27 protein-coding genes are annotated in these 24,668 nt (G+C 37.8%); 17 read left to right on the top strand and 10 right to left on the bottom strand.

The features are described 5' to 3' along the window. The first annotated feature begins 455 nt into the window (after window positions 1–455). The 7 genes from KO495_RS12055 (at window position 456) to KO495_RS12025 (ending at window position 6,148) form a co-directional block, all read left to right on the top strand. On the top strand, window positions 456–1,235 hold the full coding sequence (locus KO495_RS12055) for a DUF3450 domain-containing protein (RefSeq protein ID WP_215980651.1): 780 nt from the start codon (window positions 456–458) through the stop codon (window positions 1,233–1,235). Continuing rightward, window positions 1,235–2,584 (top strand): MotA/TolQ/ExbB proton channel family protein, encoded by a 1,350-nt coding sequence (locus KO495_RS12050; RefSeq protein ID WP_215980650.1) that lies wholly within the window; start codon window positions 1,235–1,237, stop codon window positions 2,582–2,584. The genes KO495_RS12055 and KO495_RS12050 overlap by 1 nt, the downstream gene beginning before the upstream one ends. Continuing rightward, on the top strand, window positions 2,584–3,108 hold the full coding sequence (locus KO495_RS12045; protein WP_215980649.1) for a MotA/TolQ/ExbB proton channel family protein: 525 nt from the start codon (window positions 2,584–2,586) through the stop codon (window positions 3,106–3,108). The genes KO495_RS12050 and KO495_RS12045 overlap by 1 nt, the downstream gene beginning before the upstream one ends. Window positions 3,109–3,120: 12 nt before the next feature. Beyond that, window positions 3,121–3,522 carry a biopolymer transporter ExbD gene (locus KO495_RS12040; protein ID WP_215980648.1) on the top strand — a complete coding sequence of 134 codons (402 nt, stop codon included), beginning with the start codon at window positions 3,121–3,123 and terminating at the stop codon, window positions 3,520–3,522. Between the two features lie 4 nt (window positions 3,523–3,526). Then, window positions 3,527–4,141: an energy transducer TonB gene (locus KO495_RS12035; protein ID WP_215980647.1), complete on the top strand. Its 615-nt coding sequence runs from the start codon at window positions 3,527–3,529 to the stop codon at window positions 4,139–4,141. Further along, window positions 4,141–5,424, top strand: a complete 1,284-nt coding sequence (locus KO495_RS12030; protein WP_215980646.1) for a tetratricopeptide repeat protein — start codon at window positions 4,141–4,143, stop codon at window positions 5,422–5,424. The genes KO495_RS12035 and KO495_RS12030 overlap by 1 nt, the downstream gene beginning before the upstream one ends. A 235-nt stretch (window positions 5,425–5,659) precedes the next feature. Then, window positions 5,660–6,148, top strand: coding sequence for a hypothetical protein (locus tag KO495_RS12025; protein ID WP_215980645.1), 489 nt, complete (start codon window positions 5,660–5,662; stop codon window positions 6,146–6,148). Window positions 6,149–6,241: 93 nt separating this feature from the next. Here KO495_RS12025 and KO495_RS12020 read toward each other — a convergent pair whose 3' ends face one another. Continuing rightward, window positions 6,242–6,784, bottom strand: a complete 543-nt coding sequence (locus KO495_RS12020; protein ID WP_215980644.1) for a hypothetical protein — start codon at window positions 6,782–6,784, stop codon at window positions 6,242–6,244. A 251-nt stretch (window positions 6,785–7,035) separates the two neighbouring features. Between KO495_RS12020 and KO495_RS12015 the strand changes: the two genes are divergently transcribed. The 5 genes from KO495_RS12015 to recR all read left to right on the top strand — a co-directional run bounded on the left by KO495_RS12015 (window position 7,036) and on the right by recR (window position 11,948). After that, window positions 7,036–7,707 (top strand): DUF1456 family protein, encoded by a 672-nt coding sequence (locus tag KO495_RS12015; protein ID WP_215980643.1) that lies wholly within the window; start codon window positions 7,036–7,038, stop codon window positions 7,705–7,707. A 155-nt stretch (window positions 7,708–7,862) separates the two neighbouring features. Next, window positions 7,863–8,408: an adenine phosphoribosyltransferase gene (gene apt / locus KO495_RS12010; RefSeq protein WP_215980642.1), complete on the top strand. Its 546-nt coding sequence runs from the start codon at window positions 7,863–7,865 to the stop codon at window positions 8,406–8,408. 64 nt (window positions 8,409–8,472) lie between these two features. Next, window positions 8,473–10,824 carry a DNA polymerase III subunit gamma/tau gene (dnaX, locus tag KO495_RS12005; RefSeq protein ID WP_215980641.1) on the top strand — a complete coding sequence of 784 codons (2,352 nt, stop codon included), beginning with the start codon at window positions 8,473–8,475 and terminating at the stop codon, window positions 10,822–10,824. Between the two features lie 97 nt (window positions 10,825–10,921). After that, window positions 10,922–11,245 (top strand): YbaB/EbfC family nucleoid-associated protein, encoded by a 324-nt coding sequence (locus KO495_RS12000; RefSeq protein ID WP_215980640.1) that lies wholly within the window; start codon window positions 10,922–10,924, stop codon window positions 11,243–11,245. 97 nt (window positions 11,246–11,342) lie between these two features. Further along, entirely contained in the window at window positions 11,343–11,948 is a 606-nt protein-coding gene (recR, locus tag KO495_RS11995; protein WP_215980639.1) for a recombination mediator RecR, read from the top strand. A gap of 53 nt (window positions 11,949–12,001) precedes the next feature. Here the strand turns inward: recR and KO495_RS11990 are convergent, their stop codons facing one another. The 3 genes from KO495_RS11990 to KO495_RS11980 all read right to left on the bottom strand — a co-directional run bounded on the left by KO495_RS11990 (window position 12,002) and on the right by KO495_RS11980 (window position 14,230). Then, the gene (locus tag KO495_RS11990; RefSeq protein WP_252738932.1) at window positions 12,002–12,304 is read right to left on the bottom strand and encodes a stress response translation initiation inhibitor YciH; all 303 of its coding nucleotides are present in this window, start codon (window positions 12,302–12,304) and stop codon (window positions 12,002–12,004) included. A gap of 250 nt (window positions 12,305–12,554) precedes the next feature. Beyond that, on the bottom strand, window positions 12,555–13,481 hold the full coding sequence (locus KO495_RS11985; RefSeq protein ID WP_215980637.1) for an FAD-binding protein: 927 nt from the start codon (window positions 13,479–13,481) through the stop codon (window positions 12,555–12,557). After that, window positions 13,478–14,230, bottom strand: coding sequence for an electron transfer flavoprotein subunit beta/FixA family protein (locus tag KO495_RS11980; protein WP_215980636.1), 753 nt, complete (start codon window positions 14,228–14,230; stop codon window positions 13,478–13,480). Before KO495_RS11980 ends, KO495_RS11985 begins: the two co-directional genes overlap by 4 nt. Window positions 14,231–14,490: 260 nt before the next feature. On the opposite strand from KO495_RS11980, the gene KO495_RS11975 reads away from it, so the two are divergent. After that, window positions 14,491–16,152 (top strand): electron transfer flavoprotein-ubiquinone oxidoreductase, encoded by a 1,662-nt coding sequence (locus KO495_RS11975; protein ID WP_215980635.1) that lies wholly within the window; start codon window positions 14,491–14,493, stop codon window positions 16,150–16,152. 80 nt (window positions 16,153–16,232) lie between these two features. Here KO495_RS11975 and KO495_RS11970 read toward each other — a convergent pair whose 3' ends face one another. The 4 genes from KO495_RS11970 to KO495_RS11955 form a co-directional block, all read right to left on the bottom strand. Further along, complete coding sequence (locus tag KO495_RS11970; RefSeq protein ID WP_215980634.1) at window positions 16,233–17,021, bottom strand: DUF2884 family protein; 789 nt, start codon at window positions 17,019–17,021, stop codon at window positions 16,233–16,235. A gap of 13 nt (window positions 17,022–17,034) precedes the next feature. After that, window positions 17,035–18,732, bottom strand: coding sequence for a FapA family protein (locus KO495_RS11965; RefSeq protein ID WP_215980633.1), 1,698 nt, complete (start codon window positions 18,730–18,732; stop codon window positions 17,035–17,037). Window positions 18,733–18,818: 86 nt separating this feature from the next. Next, window positions 18,819–19,145 (bottom strand): hypothetical protein, encoded by a 327-nt coding sequence (locus tag KO495_RS11960; RefSeq protein ID WP_215980632.1) that lies wholly within the window; start codon window positions 19,143–19,145, stop codon window positions 18,819–18,821. 192 nt (window positions 19,146–19,337) lie between these two features. Then, window positions 19,338–20,639, bottom strand: a complete 1,302-nt coding sequence (locus tag KO495_RS11955) for a CinA family nicotinamide mononucleotide deamidase-related protein (RefSeq protein ID WP_215980631.1) — start codon at window positions 20,637–20,639, stop codon at window positions 19,338–19,340. Between the two features lie 136 nt (window positions 20,640–20,775). On the opposite strand from KO495_RS11955, the gene KO495_RS11950 reads away from it, so the two are divergent. Beyond that, a complete protein-coding gene (locus tag KO495_RS11950) occupies window positions 20,776–21,174 on the top strand; it encodes a hypothetical protein (RefSeq protein WP_252738928.1) in 399 nt (132 codons plus the stop codon). Window positions 21,175–21,236: 62 nt separating this feature from the next. Continuing rightward, window positions 21,237–22,157 (top strand): 4-hydroxy-tetrahydrodipicolinate synthase, encoded by a 921-nt coding sequence (gene dapA, locus KO495_RS11945; RefSeq protein WP_215980630.1) that lies wholly within the window; start codon window positions 21,237–21,239, stop codon window positions 22,155–22,157. Window positions 22,158–22,212: 55 nt separating this feature from the next. Here the strand turns inward: dapA and KO495_RS11940 are convergent, their stop codons facing one another. Next, a complete protein-coding gene (locus tag KO495_RS11940; protein ID WP_252738927.1) occupies window positions 22,213–23,160 on the bottom strand; it encodes an RNA pseudouridine synthase in 948 nt (315 codons plus the stop codon). Between the two features lie 155 nt (window positions 23,161–23,315). On the opposite strand from KO495_RS11940, the gene KO495_RS11935 reads away from it, so the two are divergent. Beyond that, window positions 23,316–23,660: a ribonuclease E inhibitor RraB gene (locus KO495_RS11935; protein WP_215980629.1), complete on the top strand. Its 345-nt coding sequence runs from the start codon at window positions 23,316–23,318 to the stop codon at window positions 23,658–23,660. A gap of 32 nt (window positions 23,661–23,692) precedes the next feature. Beyond that, on the top strand, window positions 23,693–23,908 hold the full coding sequence (locus KO495_RS11930; protein WP_215980628.1) for a hypothetical protein: 216 nt from the start codon (window positions 23,693–23,695) through the stop codon (window positions 23,906–23,908). Between the two features lie 11 nt (window positions 23,909–23,919). On the opposite strand, the gene KO495_RS11925 is transcribed toward KO495_RS11930, so the two are convergent. Continuing rightward, entirely contained in the window at window positions 23,920–24,606 is a 687-nt protein-coding gene (locus tag KO495_RS11925) for a nitroreductase family protein (RefSeq protein WP_215980627.1), read from the bottom strand. Between the last annotated feature and the right edge of the window lie 62 nt (window positions 24,607–24,668).

The following is a 24,668-nucleotide window of genomic DNA, read 5'->3' as shown; positions in this document are numbered from 1 at the left end:
GCAACACACTGTCCGCCGCAATTAAAACACTTTTACCTTGAACAAAATCTAACCGCTAAAGATCAACAGCCCCTAGTATAAATATTACGCTGTAAAAATTTTCTTAGTGTATTAAGGTATATTTATCGTAAATAAATTTGACATACTACGAAGATGTTAGTAAAACAGACTACGGCAAAATTTATGTCTCTCATTGTATCAGAAATAGAATGAGTAATTTTGTTAGCAAAACGATACGTTTTTGTATTTAAGAAGTACGTTAGCAGTAAAAGAATAACTTTATCTTTTAAAGTCTCGCCTTGACAGCACCGCTGTCATTTGGGATTATTGCTAGGTTGTATTCATAAAAAGTTACATTTAAAAACGACAGACTTTTATATTTGCGGTAATTAACGTTTTAACAAATTATTTGTTTGAATAAATTATCAAAATTAAAATAGCAATGGTTGGGAACTATGTCCAAAGTAAGTAAGAAAAGCCTCATCGCTACAGCGATGGTTGGTGCACTAGCGTTAGCTGGTAGCAATATCGCCGCAGCAGATGCATTAACAGATCTTCATAAAGCTGAAGCTCAAAACTTTAAACAGTCAGCTAAATCACAAGCAAAAATCAATAGCATCTACGAACAAACGCAAGACCTTCTTGCTGAGTATCGTAATACTGTTGATGAAGCAGACGTACTTCGTGGTTATAACGACCATGTTCAACGTATGGTTGATGGCCAAAAAGCTAATATCGCTTCTTTGCAAAAGCAAATTAACGGCATTGATAAAATCAAGCAAGGCGTTGTACCGTTAATGTACAAAATGATTGACTCGTTAGATAAGTTCATCGAATTAGATGTTCCTATGAACATTGAACGTCGTAAAGAGCGTGTTGAAAATTTACGTGCAATTATGGATGACTCAAACGTAACTGTTTCTGAGCAATTCCGTTTAGTACTTGAAGCTTATGAAATTGAAGCTGGTTACGGTACTATATTTGATGCATACCAAGGCGAAATTGATTTAGGTGGTCGTACATTAACTGCTGATTTCGTACATATGGGACGTATTGCCCTAATTGCACAATCACTTGATGCAAAACATTCTTGGTTATGGAACAACGAAACACGTGCATGGGAAGAGTTAGGTGATGAATACTTAAAACCTATCACAGACGCTATTCGTATGGCCCGTAAGCAACTACCTATGGACTTAACTAAATTACCAGTATTTGCAGCAGGAGCCAAATAATGAAAAAAGTTATTAATTTTGTATTGCTAGCTGCATCAATGACTGCTGGCATGGTTTCTACATCGCATGCTAATGAATTAGATGCGTTATTAAAGCAAGTAAAAGCAGATCGCGTATCAGAAGCTAAACTTGATAAAAAACGTGAAGCTGAGTTTTTATCAGAACGCGCCGACAAGCAATCGCTTTTAGCTACAGCTAAAAAAGATCTAGCTAACGAAAATGCACGTAACAAACGTTTAACTAAAGAATATGCAGCGAATGATATTACAATATCGCAAAAAGTAGTTGAACTTGATAATGCTACGGGTACTTTAGGTGAAATGTTCGGTGTTTCTCGTGCAGCAGCAGCTAATGCATTTGGTCAAATCACTACTTCAATTGTAAGTGCTGAGTTCCCAGATCGTGGCTCTGACCTTAACCGTATCGCTAACTCGAAAGCTATTCCCGCTTTAGAAGATCTTGAAGAGTTATGGTTTGCATTACAAACTGAAATGACAGAATCAGGTAAAATCTCTCAATTCAGCTCTAGCGTAACTAACTTAGACGGCTCTAAATCAACTGAAACCATTACACGTATTGGTGCGTTTAACTTAGTATCATCTAATGGTTACTTAACTTATAACGATGAAGTTGGCCAAGTTCAGCCGTTACCTAAGCAGCCAGCTGGTTATATTTCTGAAACAGCATCAAATTTCTTTAATACCTCTTCAGGTTATACAGCAGTATACGTTGACCCTTCACGTGGTGGTATTTTATCACTTGAAACGCGTAAGAAAACGCTTGAAGAATTCTTCCATGAAGGTAAAGAAGTTGGTTATGCAATCACAGTATTATTAATCATTGGTTGTTTAATTGCTCTTGAGCGTTTAATTGTTCTTGGCGGCATGAGTGCTAAAATTAAAGCACAAGAGAAAAACCTTGATAAGCCTAATGAAAACAACCCTCTAGGTCGTTTACTTAAAGTTTTCTACGACAATCAGTCGGCAGATGCTGAAACATTAGAGCTGAAACTTGATGAAGCTATTTTACGTGAAACACCTAAAGTTGACCGTGGTGTTAACTTAATCAAAATGTTCGCGGCTATTGCACCTCTAATGGGTCTACTAGGTACAGTTATCGGTATGATCATGACGTTCCAAACGATTACATTATTTGGTACAGGTGACCCGAAAATTATGGCTGGTAACATCTCTCTTGCACTTGTAACAACTGCATTAGGTCTAATTTGTGCATTACCACTTATCCTTATCCACTCAATTGTAGCTGGTAAGAGTAAATCAGTTCTACAAAAACTAGATGAGCAAAGCGCTGGTTTAATCGCTGCTATCGCAGAGAAGGGGTCTAAATAATGTTATTCCTGATAGAGCTTTGGGAATCTGTCAGGGGTTTTATTGCGACAGGTGGTAACGTACTTTATGTTGTTGCCTTTGCACTCTTATTGATGTGGATTATGATGATAGAACGTTATTGGTTCTTAGCATCAGTCTACCCTAAGATGAGAGATGATATCATTTCTCGCTGGGATGCACGTCAAGATACTACATCTTGGTATGCACATCGAATTAGAGAGACTTGGATCTCCGAAGCAGACGAGTTACTTGAAAAGCGTATGATTACCATTAGAACCTTAGTGGCAATGTGTCCTCTTATCGGCTTACTGGGAACAGTAACAGGTATGATTGGCGTATTTGAAGTCATGGCTCAACAAGGTACAGGTAATCCGCGTCTAATGGCCGCTGGTATATCGCAAGCAACAATTCCGACAATGGCGGGTATGGTTGCAGCATTATCAGGCGTGTTCTTTAGTTCAAGATTAGACGCTAAAGTTAAACTAGCAAAGGCTAAACTGGTTGACAGTTTACCTCATCACTAGAGAGATATATTCATGGCACGTAAACGTATTCGTGAGGACGAAGAAGCAGCAATTGATATGACACCGATGCTAGATATCGTATTCATCATGCTGATCTTCTTCATTGTAACCACTTCATTTGTAAAAGAAGCTGGTATTGAAGTTAATAAACCGAAAGCGGCAAATCAGTCTAAGCAAAAAAATGCTAACATCTTTATTGCAATTAAAGATAGCGGCGAAATTTGGTTAGATAAAGGCCCAGTTGATATCGAACGTGTTGGAGCAAGGATTGAAAAATTACTTGCTGAACAACCAACCGATGTTGTTATTATCCAAGCTGATAAAGATGCAAAACACGGCATCGTTGTTAAAGTAATGGATGCAATTAAAGAGGCTGGCATAGACCGAATTTCTATCGCGGCTGCAAAGGGGTAGATATATGGTTCGCTTTTTAGTATCAATACTACTAGGCGCGGCAGTTACCTTTGGCTTATTTGCTTTTATGGCTTTCCTTGTTTCATCAGGTGATCGAAACAAGGAAGAGCAACAAGAGAATATAATAGTAGAAGTTAATACTACGCCGCCAAAGTCTGCAGCAGAGCAGCGTCGACGTGTACCGCCGCCGCCGCCTCCGCCGCCTAAAGCTCCACCTAAGCAGCAGGCTCCTGAGCCTGAAGCTAGTAACAATACCAGTGGCTTAAACTTTAATATGCCAGGTGTTCAACTTGCAGGTGCTTCAACAGGCTTATCAGCACCAGGTGCAGGTATGGGCCGTGATGGCGATGCAACACCAATTGTTCGAATTGAGCCTAAGTACCCAATTCAAGCAGCGCGTGATGGTAAAGAAGGTTATGTAATTCTTTCTTTTACCATTAACGAAATTGGTGGCGTTGAAGATGTTGAAGTAATTGAAGCTGAGCCGAAGCGTGTTTTCGATAAAGAAGCTAAACGCGCATTAAGAAAGTGGAAATATAAACCTAAAGTTGTTGATGGCAAAGCTATGAAACAACCTGGGCTAACTGTACAACTTGATTTCTCTATGGGAGGTGAGTAATGTTGAAAAAATTATCTACTTCTTTAGTGGTAGCAACATCTTTGCTTGTAGTGCAGGTTCCTTTTTCTGATTACGCTGTCGCCGCCGGTGTCGGTGCAGAAGAGAAGAAAAAGCGTCCTACGCATCTTGTTGGCCCAAATATTGGTAAAAAAGTACAAAAAGCTTTTGAACTATATGCAGGTAATGAAGAAGAAGGCATTGAGTCTGATCTTCAAGGTGCATTAGCTGTTCTGCTTGAAATTGATGCAAGTAAAACGTTTGATAAAGCCTATGTTTCACGATTTATTGCCGTTATGTATGCAACAATTGGCGACAATGAAGAAAACGCGATTAAATATCTTAAATTAGCGGTTGAACCCGATATTTTAAGTGAAGTTGATCACGGTGAAGCGTTAAAGCTTTTAGCTGACTTACAAATGCAGATAAAAGATTTTAAAAGTGCTTTAGCGAACTATTATGCTTGGATGGAATTTACTGGTAAAAGCGACGGCCCAACATTTGTTAAAATTGCTCAAGCTCATTATGAAATGAAGCAGCTTGACAAAATTATTGAGCCTGCTGATAAAGCTATTGCTGCATTTGGTGATAAACCTAACCAAAACCCTTATATTTTAAAAGTTACGTCGTATTACGAGCGTAAAAAATATAAAGATGCAGTTAAAACTTTAGAAACAGTAATTCAGCTTTTCCCTGAAAATAAGCAGTGGTGGACACAGCTCCCAATGTTCTATTTATTAATAGAAGATTATAAAAAAGGGGCTTACACGCTTGAAATGGCTTACAAGAAAGGGTTTTTAGATAAAGAATCGCAAATTAAGACCCTCGCTAGCTTATATAGCCAGTTAGAAGTGCCTTATAAAGCAGCTCTTTTACTAGAAAAGCATATTGCTTCAGGTTTAGTTAAGCGTGATGATCAAAATCTATCGTCTTTAGCTAATGCTTGGCATTCTGCACAACATATTGATAAAGCAGCAAAGTATTATGGTGAACTGGCTAAAATGACCAGTGAAGCAAAACACTATCGCAAGCAAGGTATGTTGTTAAAGCAGGATGAGCAATTTACTAAAGCAGTTTCCGCATTGAATAAAGCATTAGATCTTAATATTGATGATCAAGGGAAAATTCATATGAGCATTGCAGAATGTTATTATTACCTTGAAGATTATAAGAAAGCTTATACTGCTATTCAAAAAGCGATAAAAGATCCTAGCTCTCGTAAATATGCACAGGGTTGGAAAACTTATATAGTTGATGCAGCTAAACGAAAAAATGTTTCAATCTAGTTAAGTATTTATACTCTTAATCTAATTTAAAAAACCAGCTATTTTGCTGGTTTTTTTATGTCTACTTTTTGCTATTTCTCTTGAGCAGTATCAATCGTAATATTTTCTTATGAAGTGCGGCAAAAAATATCCAAATAATAGTGAAATTTTTAGGTGAATATAGAGGTCTTTTTATATACTAAGACTATCTCACTACCGACAGAGAGATAAATACAGTAATTATTAAGGAATACGCATGAATATAATTAAAAAATCAACATTATTGCTTACTGCTTCGTTATTAGTAATGGCATGCTTTACGAGTATAACGGCACAAGCAGAGGTTAACCCCTTTTCATCTAAGGAGTTAGCTACTGTAGTTGCTAGTAATGATACAAGCAAGTGTGGCGAAGGTAAATGTGGCGAAGGCAAAATGAAAGATGCTGCAAAAAAAGGAAAATGTGGTGAAGGTAAATGCGGCGAAGGCAAAATGAAAGATGCTGCAAAAAAAGGTAAATGTGGTGAAGGTAAATGCGGTGAAGGCAAAATGAAAGATGCTGCAAAAAAAGGTAAATGTGGTGAAGGTAAGTGCGGCGAAGGCAAAATGAAAGATGCTGCAAAAAAAGGTAAGTGTGGCGAAGGCAAAATGAAAGATGTTGCAAAAAAGGGCAAATGTGGTGAAGGTAAATGCGGCGAAGGCAAAATGAAAGACGCCAGCAAAAAAGATAAAAAGTGTGGTGAATAATACCAAAGTATTTAATGGGTGAAATTTAATCAATAAAAAAACGGGCTAAGCCCGTTTTTTATTAATTAAATTTAGTTGAGTAGCTTCTATGCTCTAGCGATCAACATTACCAATGTAATAATAAACAGACCATTTAGACTTAAAGACGCCCGTACTTGGTACTAAGTGTGTTGAAATAGTTAGATCGTTAATTTCATTAACATACTCAGCCTTTAAACCATCATCGTGATTGCGTTTACTCTCTGTTAAACGCCAATCATCGCCTAAACACTGCTGAATAGTCTCTTTAGCGTTTTGATAGTATTTTTGTGCAGATTGCTGTTCAACTTCAATGGTGTTGCATGAATAGGTCGCATTATTCGCACCAAACGACCATATTTTACAGTTGTTACCAACTAAGTGATATTTAGCCTGCCAAATATTGCTTGCTCTTGATTTCACTTCACTTTGCTTTAATGTTTCAAAGTTAGTTTTATAAGCATTAGCTAGCATCGTTATTTTTTGACATGGATTGGAGATAGGCGCTAACGTTTGCTCGGCAAGTTTATTTTGATTAACACAACCTGTAAGGAATGTGGCGGCAATTATTGTTGCATAACTAGCTAATCTTGAATGATTAAATGTTATAGAGTTCATATTTTTATTCATCGGTTCTATCCCGCTAACCTTATATAAGTGGTAAGCACGTATAGTACAAAAAATTCTTTTTATTTAATAGTTAAACCCTATTTGATAATGACTTAATTCAATAACTTCTGTTTTTAACACGCCCAGTATACGAAGCTATGTAGCTGAAGGATTTAAAGACAGTAATTACATTGGAAAAGTGTGAGCTCATTAACAAAAGGTGTATAATATACACCTCACTTTTTTGTTTGGACAACCCCTTGACTAATAATGATATTTTACGACGCATCCGCTACACCTTTAATTTTAATAACAAAAAAATGGTGGAGATTTTTGCGTTAGCTGAGCATACGGTTACCCGTGAGCACATTAGCCAATGGTTAAAGAAAGATAATGATAGCGATTTTGTTCGTTGTAGTGATACCGAACTGGCTATTTTTTTAAATGGTTTTATTAATGATAGGCGTGGTAAAAAGCCTGGTCCTCAAATAGCGCCAGAAAAGCGAGTTACTAATAATATTATTTTAACTAAACTAAAAATAGCGTTAAACCTTCAAGCAGAAGATATTATTGAGTTACTAAACACTGTCGACTTTAGGCTAAGTAAGCCTGAATTAAGCGCTTTTGCGCGTAAGGTTGACCATAAACATTATCGTGAATGTAAAGATCAGGTAATTCGTAACTTTTTAAATGCAATTGATAAAAAATATCATGTAGCGAGAACAGAAAAAATACAGCAAAAACCTGTAGAGGGTGGAAGCAAAGCTAGCCAAAAGGTTGAACATAAGAAGTTTACTAAGAAAAAGCCGAATGAGCCCTTTGTAGAGGGGGCTAGGCCTAATGCTAGTACCATTTATAAAAACCCTAAGGTGTCTACAAATTCAACAACTGAGCCCAATAAAAATAATCGAAAAATATTAAAGCTTAAGTAAGTTGATATAAAAATTAGCCAATGAGTGAACGTCATAATACCGAGCATCTATTTGGCGTTTTGCTAGTACGGCCTTTACTATATCAAACTAAGTTATTTTACATTATGCTTAACTTATTATTTTTAAAAACGATGATCCAATTTTAGAGAAAACCTATGAATGACTTACAACTTGCACAGTTAACTCAATCTATTTTAACCATTCCTGATTACCCTAAAAAGGGCATTTTATTTCGAGATGTGACGAGCTTACTTGAGGATGCGCAAGCTTTTGCGCTGACTATGCAGTTGTTAACTGATAAATATAAAGATCAAGGGTTTACAAAAGTTGTAGGTACTGAAGCTAGAGGCTTTTTATTTGGTGCACCTTTAGCATTAGCATTAGGTATAGGGTTTGTACCCGTTCGCAAACCAGGAAAATTACCACGAGAAACTTACTCTCAACCTTATCAACTTGAATATGGCGAAGATATTTTAGAGATTCATCAAAATGCACTAACGAGTGATGATAAGGTATTAATAATTGATGACTTATTAGCAACTGGCGGTACTATTGAAGCAACCACTAAACTGATACGACGCGTTGGCGCTAAAGTGGCTCACGCAGGTTTTGTGATATCACTGCCTGATTTAGGTGGTGAAGATCGTTTAACTGCAATGGGACTTGAAATATTTTCACTGATTCAATATGCAGGTGAATAGTAAAATATTTAGAAAATCATTTGGTTAACCTCTTTACATTTATCGAGCATTCAAGAAGACAATTATGAGTTATCAAGTACTGGCGAGAAAATGGCGTCCTAAAAATTTTCAAGAGTTAATGGGACAAGAGCATGTTGTTACTGTGCTCGCAAATGCTTTATCTCAGCAGCGTTTGCACCACGCCTACCTTTTTACAGGCACACGTGGTGTGGGTAAAACCACTATTGCTCGTATTTTTGCGAAAAGCTTGAATTGTGATATTGGGGTAACAGACAAGCCTTGTGGAAAATGTGATGCTTGTGTAGATATCGATCAAGGTCGCTTTATTGATTTACTTGAAATTGATGCCGCGTCAAAAACGAAAGTTGATGATACTCGTGAAATATTAGATAACGTTCAGTACGCCCCAACGCGAGGACGCTATAAAGTTTATCTGATTGATGAAGTACATATGCTTTCTAGGCACAGTTTTAATGCGTTATTGAAAACATTAGAAGAGCCGCCGGAACATGTTAAATTTATTTTAGCGACCACAGATCCACAAAAACTGCCAATAACCGTATTATCTCGGTGTTTACAGTTTCATTTAAAAGCACTTAATGTTGCTCAAATAGAAACGAAATTAACAGAAATTTTAAAATATGAAGAAGTCGCTCATGAAGCTGGCAGTTTAACCTTATTGGCTAAAGCGGCACGCGGTAGTATGCGCGACTCTTTAAGTTTAACAGATCAAGCCATTGCGCAAGGGCAGGGCAATATAACCTTAGCTAATATTCAGCAAATGCTGGGTGATATTGACCAAAATTGGATATTTAATATTGTTATTCACTTGTTAAAGCAAGACAGCCAAGGGTTAATGGCGCTTTCTCAAGAAATTGCAGCTTATGCACCAAGTTATAACCGATTATTTGCTGAGTTAATTCAACTTTTTCACCAAATAGCGTTAATGCAAGTAGTCGAAAAAAGTTTTACCTTGTCTATAGAGCAGCATTCCCTATTGAAAAAATTCAGTCAAGCAATGTCAGCAGAAGATGTGCAGTTATATTATCAAATATGTGTTAACGGCCGCAAAGATTTACCTTATGCTGCTGATGAGCAGGCAGCTTTTGATATGACACTATTACGCTTGTTAGCATTTAAGCCAATGCAGCGTAATGAATTAAAAAATAATGTTATTCAAGATGCGGTTAGTGATAATAGTGCCAATAGTGAAGCTCACTTTAATGAAGCAATGCTGTCATCAACTACTTTATCTGAGACTCAAGCTAATGAGTTTGATAATGAAAACCTCAATAGCGGCGTTATTAACGACGCTACGCCACAAAATTATACGGCGATTACTGATGCTAAAACCAATGATGAGCTAGCGGCTAGAAATATTACTAACAACGTAAGTGAGTTAGGTAAAGATACCAGTGAAAATATAAACGAAGATAAACACGAGGCGGCACAAACTCTTGCGGCCGAAATGCTAGCGATTGAAACACAAGCTCAACAGCAACAAAATGAAAGTAACACTACCAGTCATGCACCGAGAGCGCCTTTACAAGATACAGCTTTGCCTTTTGATGATTCAGTAGCAGGTGCGACAACTGAAGTTCCTAGTGCAAGCGACTCTTTATCTAATAGTACTTCTTATAAGTCAACTGTTGGCGAAAGACAGAGTGAAGATAACAGCGAATTTCATCAACCACAGCTTGACAATGAGTCAGTTGAGTTGCCAGCCTCAGCAACGAGCGAAGCAATAACTCCCCAAAACGTAATTCCTGCTATTTCGGACACGCTAGCTGACAGTCCAATAAGCTCAGTGTTAGCGACTCGAAATATGTTACGTAGTCGAAAAAAGCAGTTGGAGAGTCAGGAAAAAAAGTCTGATGGCGCGAAAGAGCGTCAGATAACAGACCCAAAGCAGAGTAATGCGACAGAAAGTAACTCTGCTGAAAATTCAGCGACTAAACCAAGTGTTGCTATTCCTGAGCCAGAAGCGCCATATCAACCTGAAAGTATAGATCCCGCCGTTGTGCGTAAAGCAAATCAAGTGGATAAATGGGCGCATATGATAGACTCAATGCAGCTTACTGCGCGTATTCGTCAATTAGCGATTCATGCAACCATTAGTGATGAATCAACGGATGATAGTTTAATTCTTTTATTAGATCAGGCAACAAGTCACTTAAATACCGAAGTAGCACAGCAGCAGCTTCAATCCTCTATTAGTGAATTTTTATCTCGGCCAATTACCGTTACGTTAACGATTGTTGAAAGCACTGTTGCTGATCCTTTTCAAATACAATCTCATATTAATGATAAACGCTATGATTATGCCAAAGCATTATTAAAAGAAGATCCTGTTGTTATTGCGTTACAAGATAATTTTCAAGCAACATTAGATGAAGAAACTATAAATGCGCATTAGCTTTTAAAAGCATGTGGCTTTGGGTTAAAATAAGAATATTACCAAGTAAGAGTTTTACAGTAAGCTCTATTATACATTTGAATTATTGGAGAAAAGTATGAAAGGCGGTATGGGAAATTTAATGAAGCAAGCTCAACAGATGCAAGCTAAAATGGCAAAAGCACAAGAAGAGTTAGCAAATATGGAAGTTGTTGGTGAAGCTGGCGCTGGCATGGTTAAAGTAACGATGACAGGTAGCCATAGTGTACGTCGTGTTGAGCTTGATGAAAGCTTAATGGACGATGACAAAGACATGATTGAAGATTTATTAGCTGCAGCGGTAAATGATGCTGTACGTCGTGTTGAAGAACAAAGTAAAGAAAAAATGGGCTCAGTAACTGGCGGTATGCAATTACCACCAGGGATGAAAATGCCTTTTTAAGCTTTAAAATATTAACAGTAGATACAGTGTTATAATTTCAGCTGCTAAGTGAAACCTTCAAGTTAGCAGCTTCCTCCCTTTATTTAGACAACTTACCATGAAATTTAGCCCATTAGTTCAAGAGTTAATTGATTCCTTAAAATGTTTACCTGGTGTTGGTGCTAAGTCGGCTCAACGTATGGCGTTTCATTTACTTGAACGTAATCGTCGTGGCGGTAGCAAGTTAGCACATTCACTAAGTAAAGCGATGGTTGATGTTGGTCATTGTCAACAATGTCGAAACTTTACTGAGCATGAGTTATGTGAAATATGTCAAAGCCCTAAACGTCAATTAGCAACCACGTTATGTGTTGTTGAAAGCCCTGGAGATGTTCTTGCTATTGAACAAACAGGAGAGTTTACTGGCAAGTATTTTGTGTTAATGGGGCATTTATCGCCAATTGATGGTATTGGACCTGATGACTTAGGCTTAGACATTTTAGCTAAGCATTTTGCCAGCGGTCAGTTTGCCGAAGTTATTCTTGCGACAAACCCTACCGTGGAAGGTGAGGCGACGGCTCATTATATTGCTGACTTGGCTCAGGAGTATCAAATTAACATGTCTCGTATTGCTCACGGTGTTCCTGTTGGTGGTGAGCTTGAGTATGTTGATGGTAATACTTTATCTCATGCATTTTCAGGGCGAAAATCCTACCAGATGTAATGTGATAGTGAGCGAATAAAATTTAGCTTAAGTAGCTGTTTAGCTTAACTAGATTAGCCACCTGTAAATTTTACTTTAAAACCAGCTTGTTCTAATACTGTTTTAATGGTGTCACGTTGATCGCCTTGTACTTCGATAGTTTCGCCGACAACTGAGCCGCCCGTACCACAGGTTTTTTTGAGTTTTTTCGCTAAAGCTTTCAGTGGCTCTGCAGCTAAACCTAGCCCGCTGATCACGACAACGCCTTTTCCTTTTCTACCTTTGGTTTCGCGTCGTACTCTAGCAAAGCCATCGCTTGGGGTTACGGTTTTTGTGGCTGCTTTTTTTACACGACCACCATCGGTTGAATAAACCAAGTCAGAATCGCTAGAGCTGCTTTTATTAACGGCTTCTGTCGTTGCTGAATCAGGAGTTTTACCAAAAGCGTTAGCAAGATCACTTAGACTAGAAAAACTGTTTTTCATAAAAATCTCTATCGTTTTATATACACGTTAATAAAAATAAACCGCATGGGCTAAATGCCGATGCGGTTTATTGTATCAATATAAAATAAACGATGAAATAGCGTTTAACGATTGCTTCAATAGGCTAACCGAAACACTCGCATTAAAGTTTACTTTCTAGCTCTGGTAGTGCGTCGAATAAATCAGCAACAATACCGTAATCAGCTACTTGGAAGATTGGTGCTTCAGGATCTTTGTTGATTGCGACAATCACTTTAGAGTCTTTCATACCCGCTAAATGTTGAATCGCACCGCTAATACCTACAGCGATATAAAGATCAGGGGCAACGATTTTACCTGTTTGTCCCACTTGCATATCATTGGCAACAAAGCCCGCATCTACCGCTGCACGAGACGCACCAATAGCTGCGCCTAGCTTGTCCGCGATACCTTCAAGTAGCTTGAAGTTTTCACCGTTTTGCATACCGCGACCACCAGAAATAACAACACTGGCTGCGCCTAAGTCAGGGCGTTCAGATACGGTTAACTCATCACTCACATGACTTGAGTTACCTGCATCGTTACTGTTACTTATTGCAACTGCTTCACATTGCCCATCAGTCGCTACCGCATCAAAACCTGTTGTTCTTACGGTAATTACTTTCTTTTCATCTAAGCTTTGTACGGTTGCAATAGCATTACCCGCATAAATAGGGCGTACAAAGGTATCTGCACTTTCAACCGCAATGATGTCAGAAATTTGTGTTACATCTAATAGGGCAGCAACACGAGGCATAAAGTTTTTGCCTGTTGTTAGTGCTGTCGCTAATATGTGTTGGTAGTCACTCGCTAGTTCAGTAACTAATAAGCTAACGTTTTCAGCAAGCTGGTGCTCAAAAGCAGCATTATCAGCAACTAATACTTGTTTAATACCATTAACTTTTGTCGCGGCATCGACAACGCTTTGACATTGAAAACCTGCGACTAATAAGGTGATATCTCCACCAATAGCTTGTGCTGCGGCAACGGTTTTTAAGGTTTCGTTTTTTAATGTGCTGTTATCATGCTCAGCGTAAACTAATATACTCATGAGATCACCTTGGCTTCATTTTTTAATTTTTCTACTAATTCATCAATACTTTCTACCACAATACCTGCTTGTCTAGTTGCTGGTGGTGTTACGCTCAATAACTTAGTACGCGCTGATAAATTAAGCCCGAATTCGCTTGCTGGTTTAACATCTAACGGTTTACGTTTCGCTTTCATAATATTAGGTAATGAGGCGTATCGAGGTTCATTTAAGCGTAAATCGGTTGTAACAATCGCGGGTAAATTTAAGGCAAGAGTTTGTAAGCCGCCATCTACTTCACGTGTTACATTGACTTTATCGTCATCAACAACAACTTTTGATGCAAAAGTCCCTTGTGGCATACCAGTAAGTGCGGCTAGCATTTGCCCTGTTTGATTATTATCACTGTCAATCGCTTGCTTACCAAGAATAACTAATTGAGGTTGTTCTTCTTCAACAATCTTTTGTAATAGTTTAGCGATATTGAGTGAGTCTAAACTCTCATCGGTGTCTATTTGAATTGCACGATCAGCACCTAATGCTAAACCTGTACGCAGTTGCTCTTGGCATGATTTGTCACCAATTGACACGACAATAACTTCGCTCGCTACTCCCGCTTCTTTTAAGCGAATAGCTTCTTCAACAGCAATTTCACAAAAAGGATTAATAGCCATTTTTGTATTGGCTAAGTCTACATTTGAGTTGTCCGGTTTTACTCGAACTTTAACGTTATAATCAATAACGCGTTTTATCGGAACTAATACTTTCATGATAGCCTCTGATCTGGTTGGTAATATTCAGTTATTAGCTAAAAGATACAGTCGGTTTACGTCAACGTCAACGTAATCTTGGTGAAAACTTTTAAACTAAGTTACAATTGTTATTTATAAGAACTATAGCTGCTTGCTTGAGTTTAGGTTATAAGATACTATCAAACAGTTGTTTTAATATCAAACAACTGTTTTAATATTTGTTTAATTCTTTTAAATTCAATTAAATAAGCGAAATTATAATAATACTAGGAGAGCTTATGGAACGCGAATCAATGGATTTTGATGTTGTTATTGTTGGTGCTGGACCAGCAGGATTATCAGCAGCATGTCGTTTAATGCAACTTGCACAAGCACAGCAGCAAGAATTGATGGTTTGTGTGGTTGAAAAGGGCTCTGAAGTGGGAGCACATATTCTTTCTGGCGCGGTTTTTGAACCCACAGCGCTCAATGAGCTTTTTCCTGATTGGGCACAAAATAATGCCCCACTTAACACTAAAGTGGTTAGCGACGATATTTACTATTTAAATGATGAAGAGTCAGGGGTGAAGCTGCCTAACTTTGCCGTACCTAAAACCATGCACAATCATGATAATTATATTGTCAGTATGGGTAATGTTTGTCGCTGGCTTGCTGAGCAGGCAGAGCAGTTAGGCGTAGAAATATTCCCAGGGTTTCCAGCACAGAGTGTTATCTATAATGATGATGGCAGTGTGGGTGGTATTATCACTGGTGATATGGGCTTAGATGCAAATGGCGAAGAAAAAGACTCATTTACACCTGGAATGGAGCTTAGAGCAAAATATACAATTTTTGCGGAAGGTTGTAGAGGACATTTAGGTAAAGAGTTAATCGAGAAGTTTAATTTAACGAAAGACAGCTCACCACAACATTACGGTTTAGGTTTTAAAGAAATATGGGATATTGACCCAAGCTTACATCAAGAGGGGCTTGTAGTTCATACTGCAGGCTGGCCATTAGATAAAAAAACCAATGGTGGTGGGTATTTATACCATGCTGAAAACAACCAAGTGTTTGTTGGCTTAATTGTTGACTTAAATTACAGCAATCCACACTTAAATCCTTTTGAAGAGTTTCAACGCTTCAAACATCATCCTAAAATTAGCCAATACCTTACCGATGGGAAACGTGTGTCTTATGGCGCACGCGCAATGGCTAAAGGTGGCTTTAATTCATTACCTAAAATGACCATGCCTGGTGCGCTATTAGTTGGCTGTGACGCAGGTACAATTAACTTTGCTAAAATCAAAGGTAATCATACCGCCATGAAATCTGGCATGTTAGCAGCTGAAGCGGTAATTAATGATTTACTAAGTAGCGAAGGTATTGCTGAAGTTGGTGGTAAAGACTTAACTGGTTTTTATGATTTATATAAAAGTTCATGGTTATATGACGAGTTGTATAGTACGCGTAATTTTGGTCCAGCCATGCATAAATTTGGCACTTTCTTGGGCGGTGCTTACAATACCTTAGATCAAAATGTATTTTCAGGTAAGTTACCGTTTAACTTTAAAGATGACTCTATTGATAGTGAGCAATTAACATTAGCTAAAAATGCTCCCGTTATTAACTATCCTAAACCCGATAATAAATTAAGTTTTGATAGGCTTTCATCAGTATTTTTGTCGAATACTAACCACGAAGAAGAACAGCCTTGCCACTTAAAACTCAATGATGTGTCATTACCCATTACGGTGAATTTAAGTCAATATAATGAGCCAGCACAGCGTTACTGTCCCGCAGGTGTTTATGAGATAGTTGAAGCTGAGCAGGAAAGTAAATTAGTCATTAATGCTCAAAACTGTATTCACTGTAAAACATGTGACATTAAAGATCCGAGCCAAAATATTACTTGGGTAACACCAGAAGGGGGCGGCGGTCCTAACTACCCAAATATGTAGTTTTTGAGTATTGGGAAACTTCACGTAATGCTAATGAGTTAACGTTAGCATTACGCTTAATGATTAACTTCTACTGCAAACTAATTCTTAGTTTCAATGATGTTGTAAAGCGCTAGTTCAGGTATTACCTTGTGTAAATCATGTTCTATTTGATCTAGTGCCGTTAATTGCAAACAAAATAACGAAGCTTTTTCGTCAAGCGCTTTAGCACGTTGTGTAACCTCAAGTTGTAAACCTTGCTCAATGCCTGTTAAGCGTTGATCAAAAGTGGCAATACGCTGCTCACCGTTGCCAGTTTCATCGTGACTGCCTTCAGCTAAGAGTGATTGCCCAACAGCTTTGAGTATTGTACCAATTGAGTTTGAAATAATTTCTTCAATTTCTTGTTCAAACTCGCCTGCAAACATTTCATCAAAATCGTTAAAGTCTTGAGGAGCTATATAGTAATTATTAGCGCTTTGGTTAAAGCGAGCACGAATGCGCCACTTTAGCTCATCAAACTTGGCTTGTACTTTTTGTTGTGAACTACTATTTTCGCCGGTTAAGCCACCAATAACTTCATTCGCTGCTTTTAAACCTATATCTACGCCTTCAATAGCTATAGAGACCATCTCGGGCAATTGTTGACGAATACCCGCAGAAAATTGTGCAAGTAATTGCTGTTGTTCACTTGATAAGGCTAATTCTCTACCTTGAATAAAAAGTTGGTGCTCGTTATTAATTTGAACTTGCGTTTTACTTTGTTCGACAATACGAATGTGATTAGGGTCAATAATAACGCCATAATTAAAGTTTATTGCACACTCTTGTGCAAAAGCATTATGGCTCAGAAGATATAATGCTGATGTGATAAATAAGGTTTTAGACATTGAATACAATCGGTTAATTACCAGGAGAATTGACGATAGGGTCAATCACTATTTTTCGCTCTTTACAAATCATTCTACTTGGACCATATTCACGACGAGATCTATCATTGAAATCCCCAACAATCATTTCTACGCCATGATAAAGTTTTTCAGTCGCTTCAATATAAACACTATCTTTATAGTCTTGTAGTTTTTGCTCTACCGCTGCTTTCTGCTCGAGTATTTCTCCCATGCGTTTAGCATGCACTTGATAGCTAGCAACAACCTTGGCTAATAAGTCAGGCTTAGCCTTATTTTTAGGGAGTGCTTTGAGTTTATTCACCGCATTAAGCAGCTCTGTAGTTTTATCGGATTCAATATGCATTAAATCATCAATATCATTAATTTCATCTTTTAATTTATTAATTTTACGTTCGAAATTAATGTGGGTATTGCTTCCCGCAGGAGCGCCTATCATGCCAGCTTGAACTGACTTACCTATTTTTGTGTAACCGCCAATCAGCTTACCGTCAGCTTTTTCTGCTTTGCCAATCCATAACTTACCATTAACGTCTAATAAGCTGTGCAATAATTGGTTTTCAATACGAACATCTTGAGTACAGGTTATTTGAGCATACTGACAATATTTTGCGTAAATATTCCCTTTGGCATTAACACTTACACTCATAGTAACGTCAGTGACCTTGGTTTGCTCTATATCATGCTTACGGCCAATAATACCGCCAGAAATAGTAATGTCGCCACCAGACTCAATCATTGCCGACTCAACAAAGCCGCCCACGGTAATATCGCCACTAGCAATCACTTTCATTCCTTCTGTGACATCACCTTCAATAATTACGCTGCCAGTAAAGTTAATGTTACCCGTGGCAACAGAAACATTTTTAATTTTATAAACTTCGTCAACTTCCATCCCATTAGGGATCATTTTTGGCAAGCCGACTTTATTTGATAATAATACATTTTCATTTTTAGGACTGATGACAGTACCTTCTCCAGGAATAAGTTCAACGTCATTACCTGGTGATGGATCTAAGGTTGTTGCTGTTACTGTATAGCCTTCTCGCCCTTCTGATAATGGAATTTTTTTAATTAAGGGATCGCCAACTTTAACACAAATAATATCCCCTAAATCTCGCATGTCGACGCTACCATCTTCGCGTTTTTTTGGTCTAAGAATACGTGCTTGTGCACTTTCAACTAAAGGTTTTATTTGCGCATCGTTACCATTTATCGGCAGTTTACCTAAGGCTATTTGTGCAGACACTTGTGTGTTAGAAGGCTCTTTAGCGGCTAACTGAGCAAGTTTCACAAGGTTCTCTTTGCTAAAGCCTTTTTTTACTCCAGCTTCTTGGGCGGCAGTTAAAATAGCTTTAGCGGTTAAGTGAGCACCACCTTGTGCGGTTGTTATTTCTGCTGAAGCTGACATTTCATCACTTTCAATGTTAATAATAATTGAAGCGTCAATTCGCTCTAGTACTTGATAACGTATCTCACGGCCTGATTGGCTTTCTTGAAGTGGCTTTAATACATCATTAAGTTCAGCTATAGCGTTGGTAATACTCGCGGTACTAATACGTAAATTATTAAATTCAGATGCGTTGATAAGCTCATTAATTGTTGCAGTAGAGATAGTATCTCCACCTTTAATTGGCTCTAGTAGTAAGTCAACATTATTTTTATCGTTGCTGATTAAGTGTGCTTTGGTCATTCATGTTGCTCCGCCTAATCGTTAAGTACAGCTGAGCCAAATAACGGTTAGGCATTTATTATTCTAATTATTAGTTAATGACTTGATTAAATATAATGATTTTGGTGAATTTTAATAAAGCTTTTTGTATCTACTTTGGTGTAATCAATTTTGTATTCAATACCATCAAGGGCTTGTACAAAGAGTAGTGTTTTTTCTTCACCAAAAAGTTCAGCAGAAGAAATATCAACGATATCCTGATAAGCTTTTTTCGCGATGGATCGCTTCTCAGGTATTTCACCTTTATAAATTCCAATGCCGCGATGGCTGATAATGACAACAGGGTTATCACCATTAATTATCAATAAGTCAAATTTTTTCACTTTGTGAATGACGGTATTACGACCACTAGTTATAAAATTTTTCTCTATCAAAATATGCTCCTGATACTAAATAATTAGTTATATTTTAATACGTTAAAGTTACGTCAGTATAAGCTAATTATGAATATTTTAGTTTAATATATAAAGAATTAATGAACTAAGCAATATTTGTGCTTTATTAATCAATTGACTTTTTTATATTAGTTCAATTTTTACAGATATTCCTAACTTATTGTGCTTAAGTTATTGCTTTGCTTGAAAAGCACGCTCTTTAATATAACAAGGCGTTTGTGTTGTCTCATTTAATTTTCTTCTGATGAGGTCTAAGGTAATATTGGCTGAGTAGTGCTGAAACTTTTGCCGAGTGTAAGGTAATAACAAACACTCACTTTGTATAGCTTTTTTACTGCCCCAAGCGATCCAAATCGTACCTACAGGTTTATCTTCACTGCCGCCATCGGGACCTGCAACACCTGAAACCGCAATAGCTAAATCAGCAGAAGATTTAGCTAACGCGCCTTGTGCCATAGCCTCTACAACTTGTTGACTTACTGCGCCGTATTGTTCGATGAGTTTTGAAGGTACATCAAGCATTTCTGACTTAGCTTTATTGCTATATGTTACATAACCAGCCTCAAAACAAGCTGAAGCGCCACTTACACTAGTAATTAAGCTTGCAATTAATCCACCAGTACATGATTCTGCGGTTGTGATTGTTAACTGCTTTTCGGTGAGTTTTTTCACTAAATGCTCAGCTAATGTAAAAGGTTTTTCTTTTACTTGTGCAATAAAATTATCGCCAAGTACCCTTAATAACTTTTCTTGCCATAAAGCTTTTAACTGAGAGGCTTTTTGGCTGTAAGTTGACAGTTTAACTTCAAGTAAAGGGCTGCCCGCACGAAACCCTATTTCAATACTTTCGGGCCAATCGGGTAGTGCTTCATTGATGAGTTTTTGCAATGATGACTCGCCGATACCAAAGACTTGTAAACGAGTAACATCACAAATTAAATTATCGGGTAATTGTTGTTTAATATGCGGCTTTATTTGCTCTGCGAGCATGATTTTTAATTCACTTGGCACTCCGGGCGTGCAATAAACAATACAATTTTGAAAAATTAGGGAAAAGCCAACAGCGCTGCCGTTGCGATTGCTGATAATATCACAGCCTTTAGGGAGCATAGTTTGTTTTAAATTGGGCGCATTTAGTTCAGAGTTACGCTTATTACACCACGCAGTTACATGAGCGAGAGCTTCTGGATGCTCTGTTATGGTGGTATTTGTAGCTTTGGCTAAGGCTTGAGCAGTTAAGTCATCAATCGTTGGCCCTAAGCCACCATTAATAATTAAAATATCAGCTTGGTGAGTTATTGTTATTATTTCAGCAACCAGTAAATTGAGATCATCGGCAACCGTTGTTTTTTTACTAATGGTTAACCCCAGCTCTTTAAGCTCGTGAGCGATCATGGCGGAATTACTATCAACAATATCACCGGTCATTAATTCATTGCCGGTTAGCAAAAGTTGTACTTGGGGAGCTGACATTTTTATTCCTTTCTAATTATCTTGTAATCTGGGTTCAGATTACTTAACTATACATTGTTTTTATCATGGATAACCTAGATTGGCACTAGATTTTAGTTTACTCTACAGGTCTTTATATATCAGCAATGACTCCATTATGATGACAAAAACACCTAAGCAATATGCTCGCTCATTATTGTGTGGTTGTTGGTTTAGCACAAATACCACCAATGAAGGGCTAAAAAGTACCGAATATTCAGAGATTTTACCTGATGGTAGCTTTGAGTTTACTTTTTCTCGCTTTGATAGCAACAACCAGCTTATTGAAAAAGTTACTGAGCTAGGTGATTGGGGATTGGTAGGTGATATTCACTTTACAATTACTAAAGATGAAGTTATTGATGAGCAACTTTATGCTGCTGATTTGAATGATGAAGGTAACTATCAGGCGTATCGAGTATTACAGCTCAATCATCAAATTTTCGAATATCAACATATTCTCACGAATGAAACCTATATTATGCGGCGCGTTGTTGATAACATTGGGCATTGTTAATTTATAACCAAGTATTGGTTATTCTCCCCGAAAGCTAAAAACATTAAATATTAGAGAACGTAATGAAACGATTACAAGCAGCAAGTTTAATTACCGCAATTAAAACACCATATGATGACAAAGGTGAAATATGTTTAACAACTTATGATGCCTTAGTAGCCCAACAAATAGCTGCAGGCGTTGATGGTATTATTGTTGGCGGTACAACAGGTGAAGGGCACTTACTTAGCTGGGAAGAGCACATTATATTAATTGCTCACAGTGTTCATAAGTTTGGCAAAGACCTCATTATAGTAGGGAATACTGGAAGTAATAATACGCGTGAAGCTATCAAGGCAACCATTAACGGATTTTCTGTGGGTATGGATGCGGCATTACAAATAAACCCTTATTATGGCCGTACCTCTATGGTTGGGGTCAGTGAGCACTTTAAACAGTTATTAGCGATAGGGCCGGCATTTATTTACAATGTTCCTGGTCGTACTGGTCAAGATATTACACCAGATATTATTGAACCATTATCAAAGCATGAAAACTTTATTGGCGTAAAAGAGTGTGCGGGTAATGAACGTATTGCTTATTATGAAAAGCAAGGTATTGCTTGTTGGTCTGGTAATGATGATGAAAGTTATGTTGGACGACATAATCATGGCTCTCATGGCGTTATTTCTGTTACCTCAAATATTGTGCCTGGCTTGATGCGCCAATTAATGGATAAAGACAATTTAGCTGAAACAGCAAAGTTAAACCAACAACTGCAAGGGTTAATGCAATGGCTTTTTTGTGAGCCAAACCCTATTGCAATCAATACCACATTAATGATGACAGGCGCGGTACCAAAAAACTTCCGCTTACCTTATCAGGCGTTAACATTAGCGCAAAGACAGCAAGGTTTTGAGTTATTAAAGGCGATAGAAACTAAAGCCTTGGTTGGCGATAGTTTATCGCTACTCGATGATAGCGACTTTAACTACTGTATTTAAGCTTAACGTGTAAATTACAATCACAGTAGTTTAATTGATGAACATAACGCCTCACCTATAAGTGGGGCGTTAACGTTTCAGGCAACTCAAAAAAGTATTCTTTATTAACTACAGGGGAGCCTTTAGCGAGTAAAGGGCAGTTAAAGCGTAAACTTACCGCACACAGCTGTAAATTTTGAGCTTCATCTTCGGTGGCCTTACCATGTAATCGATCACCAACTACTGGCATGCCGATGCTGGCGGCATGTATTCGAATTTGATGTTTACGACCGCTATCAATTTTTACTTCAATCAGTGATTGATCACGCGCTTGATCATAAGCCAAGCAGGTAAATGTACTGCGTGATTTTTTACCATCAATTGGCATCTCAATTATTTCGGGTTGCACTTTATTATTATGATTACCGTGCACAATAATATGATAGGTTTTTTCTAAGGCGTGGTGTTCAAACATTGCCGATAAGGCTCGGGCAGCTTTTTTAGTATGAGCAATTAATATTAACCCTGTTGCAGCTCTATCTAAACGATGAACAATAAAAGCAGGGCGCTCATCAGGTAAGTTGGTTTGTGCAAATCGAGCAATAGTACAATGATCACTCCATTTTGATCCCTGTGACAACATACCATAAGGTTTATACCAAACGCTGTAGTCGGTTAAGTCGGCGATTAAAAGAGCTTTGGGTACAGCACTTGAAAGTACGTTGCGATTAAAGTAAAAATGAAGCTGATCACCAATATTTAGTATTTTTTTCACTCTGCGTAAGCGCTGTGTTTGCTTTTTGTTTTTTATGGGGGTTAACCACAAAGCTCCTTTTGATATTGCCTGTTTGATTTCTGTTTTTGATAAGCCAACCTTTGTTGATAAACATTGCGCTTCTAAGATATTAATAGCGCTACTGTTTTCTGAGGTTACGATAATGTGCCATTCAAACTTGTCATTATTGTCTGTGACGATGATAGGCGTAGTCTTTTGATGATTCATATGAGCGTTATTTACAGACATAAGTAATAGCGTAACAAGGATAATCTCCCTATTTTACTAGGTTTCTCTGCTTATCAAAGCTAAAATAAGCAAATAGTAAAATTAATTATCGATAAGTTGTTATACATAACAACTTATCGATTAAAGCCAAATAAAACCCATGAAGAGAAAATAATATGAACCGTGATGAAGTGCTTTTTCCTGAAGATGAAATAGGAAATACCTTATGGCAAATGCAGCAAAGTGGCGAAGATTTAACAATTGAGCGTGAAATAGAGTTTTCAGTGTTGTTTCCAACGCAAGCGTTAGCATTACAGTTTGGGCAGCTGTTGTTAGAGAATAATCAAAAGCTGTCTTTTACTCCATTTGAAGCTAATGAGTCATTGCCTTGGGAAATAACGGCTTACCCTTGTATGCCGGCTAGTTATATCAATATTAGTGGTTATCGCGAACTATTAGAAACGAGTGCAGCTCCCTTGAAAGGGCAGTTTGATGGTATGTACTTTACGGCAGCTAAGTAATCTGAGTTCAGGTTAAGTAATATTGAGGTTATATGAGTATCGATCTTAAACAGTTTTCCGCTTTACAAAAAAATAGCAAAAACTCTTTTTTTGCCCAAAAAAAGCTATTGCAACAAGTTATGTCGGGAAAAACTGTACTTTGCGCTACATGTCAGCAACCTTTAAAATTACTAACACCAGCGCAAGCTGAGCCAACCGGTATTAGCTGCGCTAAAGGTTGTACCGATATAGCCTTAGATTTTGCTTAAACCATCAGCGTTTATAAAAAAGTAGCGATATCGGTTAAAGGCTTTTTCACTTGGGCGTGCGCCGGTATGGTTGCATCTGCAGCAGGGTAGCCGGCAATAAGTAGCATATAAGCACGCTCGTTATCGCCGCGCTGACATACTTTATTTAAAAATGACATAGGTTTTGGTGTGTGAGTTAAGGTGGTTAATCCTGCATTATGTAATGCCGTAATTAAAATTCCGGTCGCGATACCGACAGACTCGTGCACGTAGTAATTTGTTTTTTTATCTTCTTCATTGTCGGTATTAGTGATCCCGCCTTTCTTTTGGCTAAATATCGCAATTAGCCAAGGGGCATGCTCTAAATAAGGTTTATTGGCATCAGTTCCTAAATCTTTCAGTGCATTAAGCCACTCTTCTCCTGCGCGACCTTCGTAAAAACCACGTTCATGGTGCTCGGCTTGCTCTCTAATTTGCTTTTTTATCTCGGCAGAGCTCACGGCAACAAAATGCCAAGGTTGATGGTTAGCACCACTTGGTGCTGTACCAGCAGCCTTTAAGCAATTTTCAATAATTTCTTTACTTACTGGGCGATCACTAAAGCTGCGAATAGAATGGCGACGCTTTATGTCATTATAAAAGCTTTGTGAGCGTTCAAGCATTTCTGCTTCTGGGTATTCAATGTAATCGCTAAGGGGAGAGCAGTCATGTTCCTGCATAAGGGAATGTCCTTTTTGTTTTAGTTATGATTATGCGCTCTTTACAATATTTTAACGACTTT

The organism is Colwellia sp. D2M02 (assembly GCF_018860755.1).
In the GTDB taxonomy this organism is placed as follows: Bacteria; Pseudomonadota; Gammaproteobacteria; order Enterobacterales; family Alteromonadaceae; genus Colwellia; species Colwellia asteriadis.
Note: the sequence above shows the minus strand (reverse complement) of the source record. Positions and strands in the feature narration are given on the sequence as shown.

Bases quoted from the DNA above. Each gene is read 5' to 3' on its own strand.
- KO495_RS12055 (WP_215980651.1), top strand. From the start codon at position 456: ATGTCCAAAGTAAGTAAGAAAAGCCTCATCGCTACAGCGATGGTTGGT.
- KO495_RS12050 (WP_215980650.1), top strand. From the start codon at position 1,235: ATGAAAAAAGTTATTAATTTTGTATTGCTAGCTGCATCAATGACTGCT.
- KO495_RS12045 (WP_215980649.1), top strand. From the start codon at position 2,584: ATGTTATTCCTGATAGAGCTTTGGGAATCTGTCAGGGGTTTTATTGCG.
- KO495_RS12040 (WP_215980648.1), top strand. From the start codon at position 3,121: ATGGCACGTAAACGTATTCGTGAGGACGAAGAAGCAGCAATTGATATG.
- KO495_RS12035 (WP_215980647.1), top strand. From the start codon at position 3,527: ATGGTTCGCTTTTTAGTATCAATACTACTAGGCGCGGCAGTTACCTTT.
- KO495_RS12030 (WP_215980646.1), top strand. From the start codon at position 4,141: ATGTTGAAAAAATTATCTACTTCTTTAGTGGTAGCAACATCTTTGCTT.
- KO495_RS12025 (WP_215980645.1), top strand. From the start codon at position 5,660: ATGAATATAATTAAAAAATCAACATTATTGCTTACTGCTTCGTTATTA.
- KO495_RS12020 (WP_215980644.1), bottom strand. From the start codon at position 6,784: ATGAACTCTATAACATTTAATCATTCAAGATTAGCTAGTTATGCAACA.
- apt (WP_215980642.1), top strand. From the start codon at position 7,863: ATGAATGACTTACAACTTGCACAGTTAACTCAATCTATTTTAACCATT.
- dnaX (WP_215980641.1), top strand. From the start codon at position 8,473: ATGAGTTATCAAGTACTGGCGAGAAAATGGCGTCCTAAAAATTTTCAA.
- KO495_RS12000 (WP_215980640.1), top strand. From the start codon at position 10,922: ATGAAAGGCGGTATGGGAAATTTAATGAAGCAAGCTCAACAGATGCAA.
- recR (WP_215980639.1), top strand. From the start codon at position 11,343: ATGAAATTTAGCCCATTAGTTCAAGAGTTAATTGATTCCTTAAAATGT.
- KO495_RS11985 (WP_215980637.1), bottom strand. From the start codon at position 13,481: ATGAGTATATTAGTTTACGCTGAGCATGATAACAGCACATTAAAAAAC.
- KO495_RS11980 (WP_215980636.1), bottom strand. From the start codon at position 14,230: ATGAAAGTATTAGTTCCGATAAAACGCGTTATTGATTATAACGTTAAA.
- KO495_RS11975 (WP_215980635.1), top strand. From the start codon at position 14,491: ATGGAACGCGAATCAATGGATTTTGATGTTGTTATTGTTGGTGCTGGA.
- KO495_RS11970 (WP_215980634.1), bottom strand. From the start codon at position 17,021: ATGTCTAAAACCTTATTTATCACATCAGCATTATATCTTCTGAGCCAT.
- KO495_RS11965 (WP_215980633.1), bottom strand. From the start codon at position 18,732: ATGACCAAAGCACACTTAATCAGCAACGATAAAAATAATGTTGACTTA.
- KO495_RS11955 (WP_215980631.1), bottom strand. From the start codon at position 20,639: ATGTCAGCTCCCCAAGTACAACTTTTGCTAACCGGCAATGAATTAATG.
- KO495_RS11950 (WP_252738928.1), top strand. From the start codon at position 20,776: ATGATGACAAAAACACCTAAGCAATATGCTCGCTCATTATTGTGTGGT.
- dapA (WP_215980630.1), top strand. From the start codon at position 21,237: ATGAAACGATTACAAGCAGCAAGTTTAATTACCGCAATTAAAACACCA.
- KO495_RS11940 (WP_252738927.1), bottom strand. From the start codon at position 23,160: ATGTCTGTAAATAACGCTCATATGAATCATCAAAAGACTACGCCTATC.
- KO495_RS11935 (WP_215980629.1), top strand. From the start codon at position 23,316: ATGAACCGTGATGAAGTGCTTTTTCCTGAAGATGAAATAGGAAATACC.
- KO495_RS11930 (WP_215980628.1), top strand. From the start codon at position 23,693: ATGAGTATCGATCTTAAACAGTTTTCCGCTTTACAAAAAAATAGCAAA.
- KO495_RS11925 (WP_215980627.1), bottom strand. From the start codon at position 24,606: ATGCAGGAACATGACTGCTCTCCCCTTAGCGATTACATTGAATACCCA.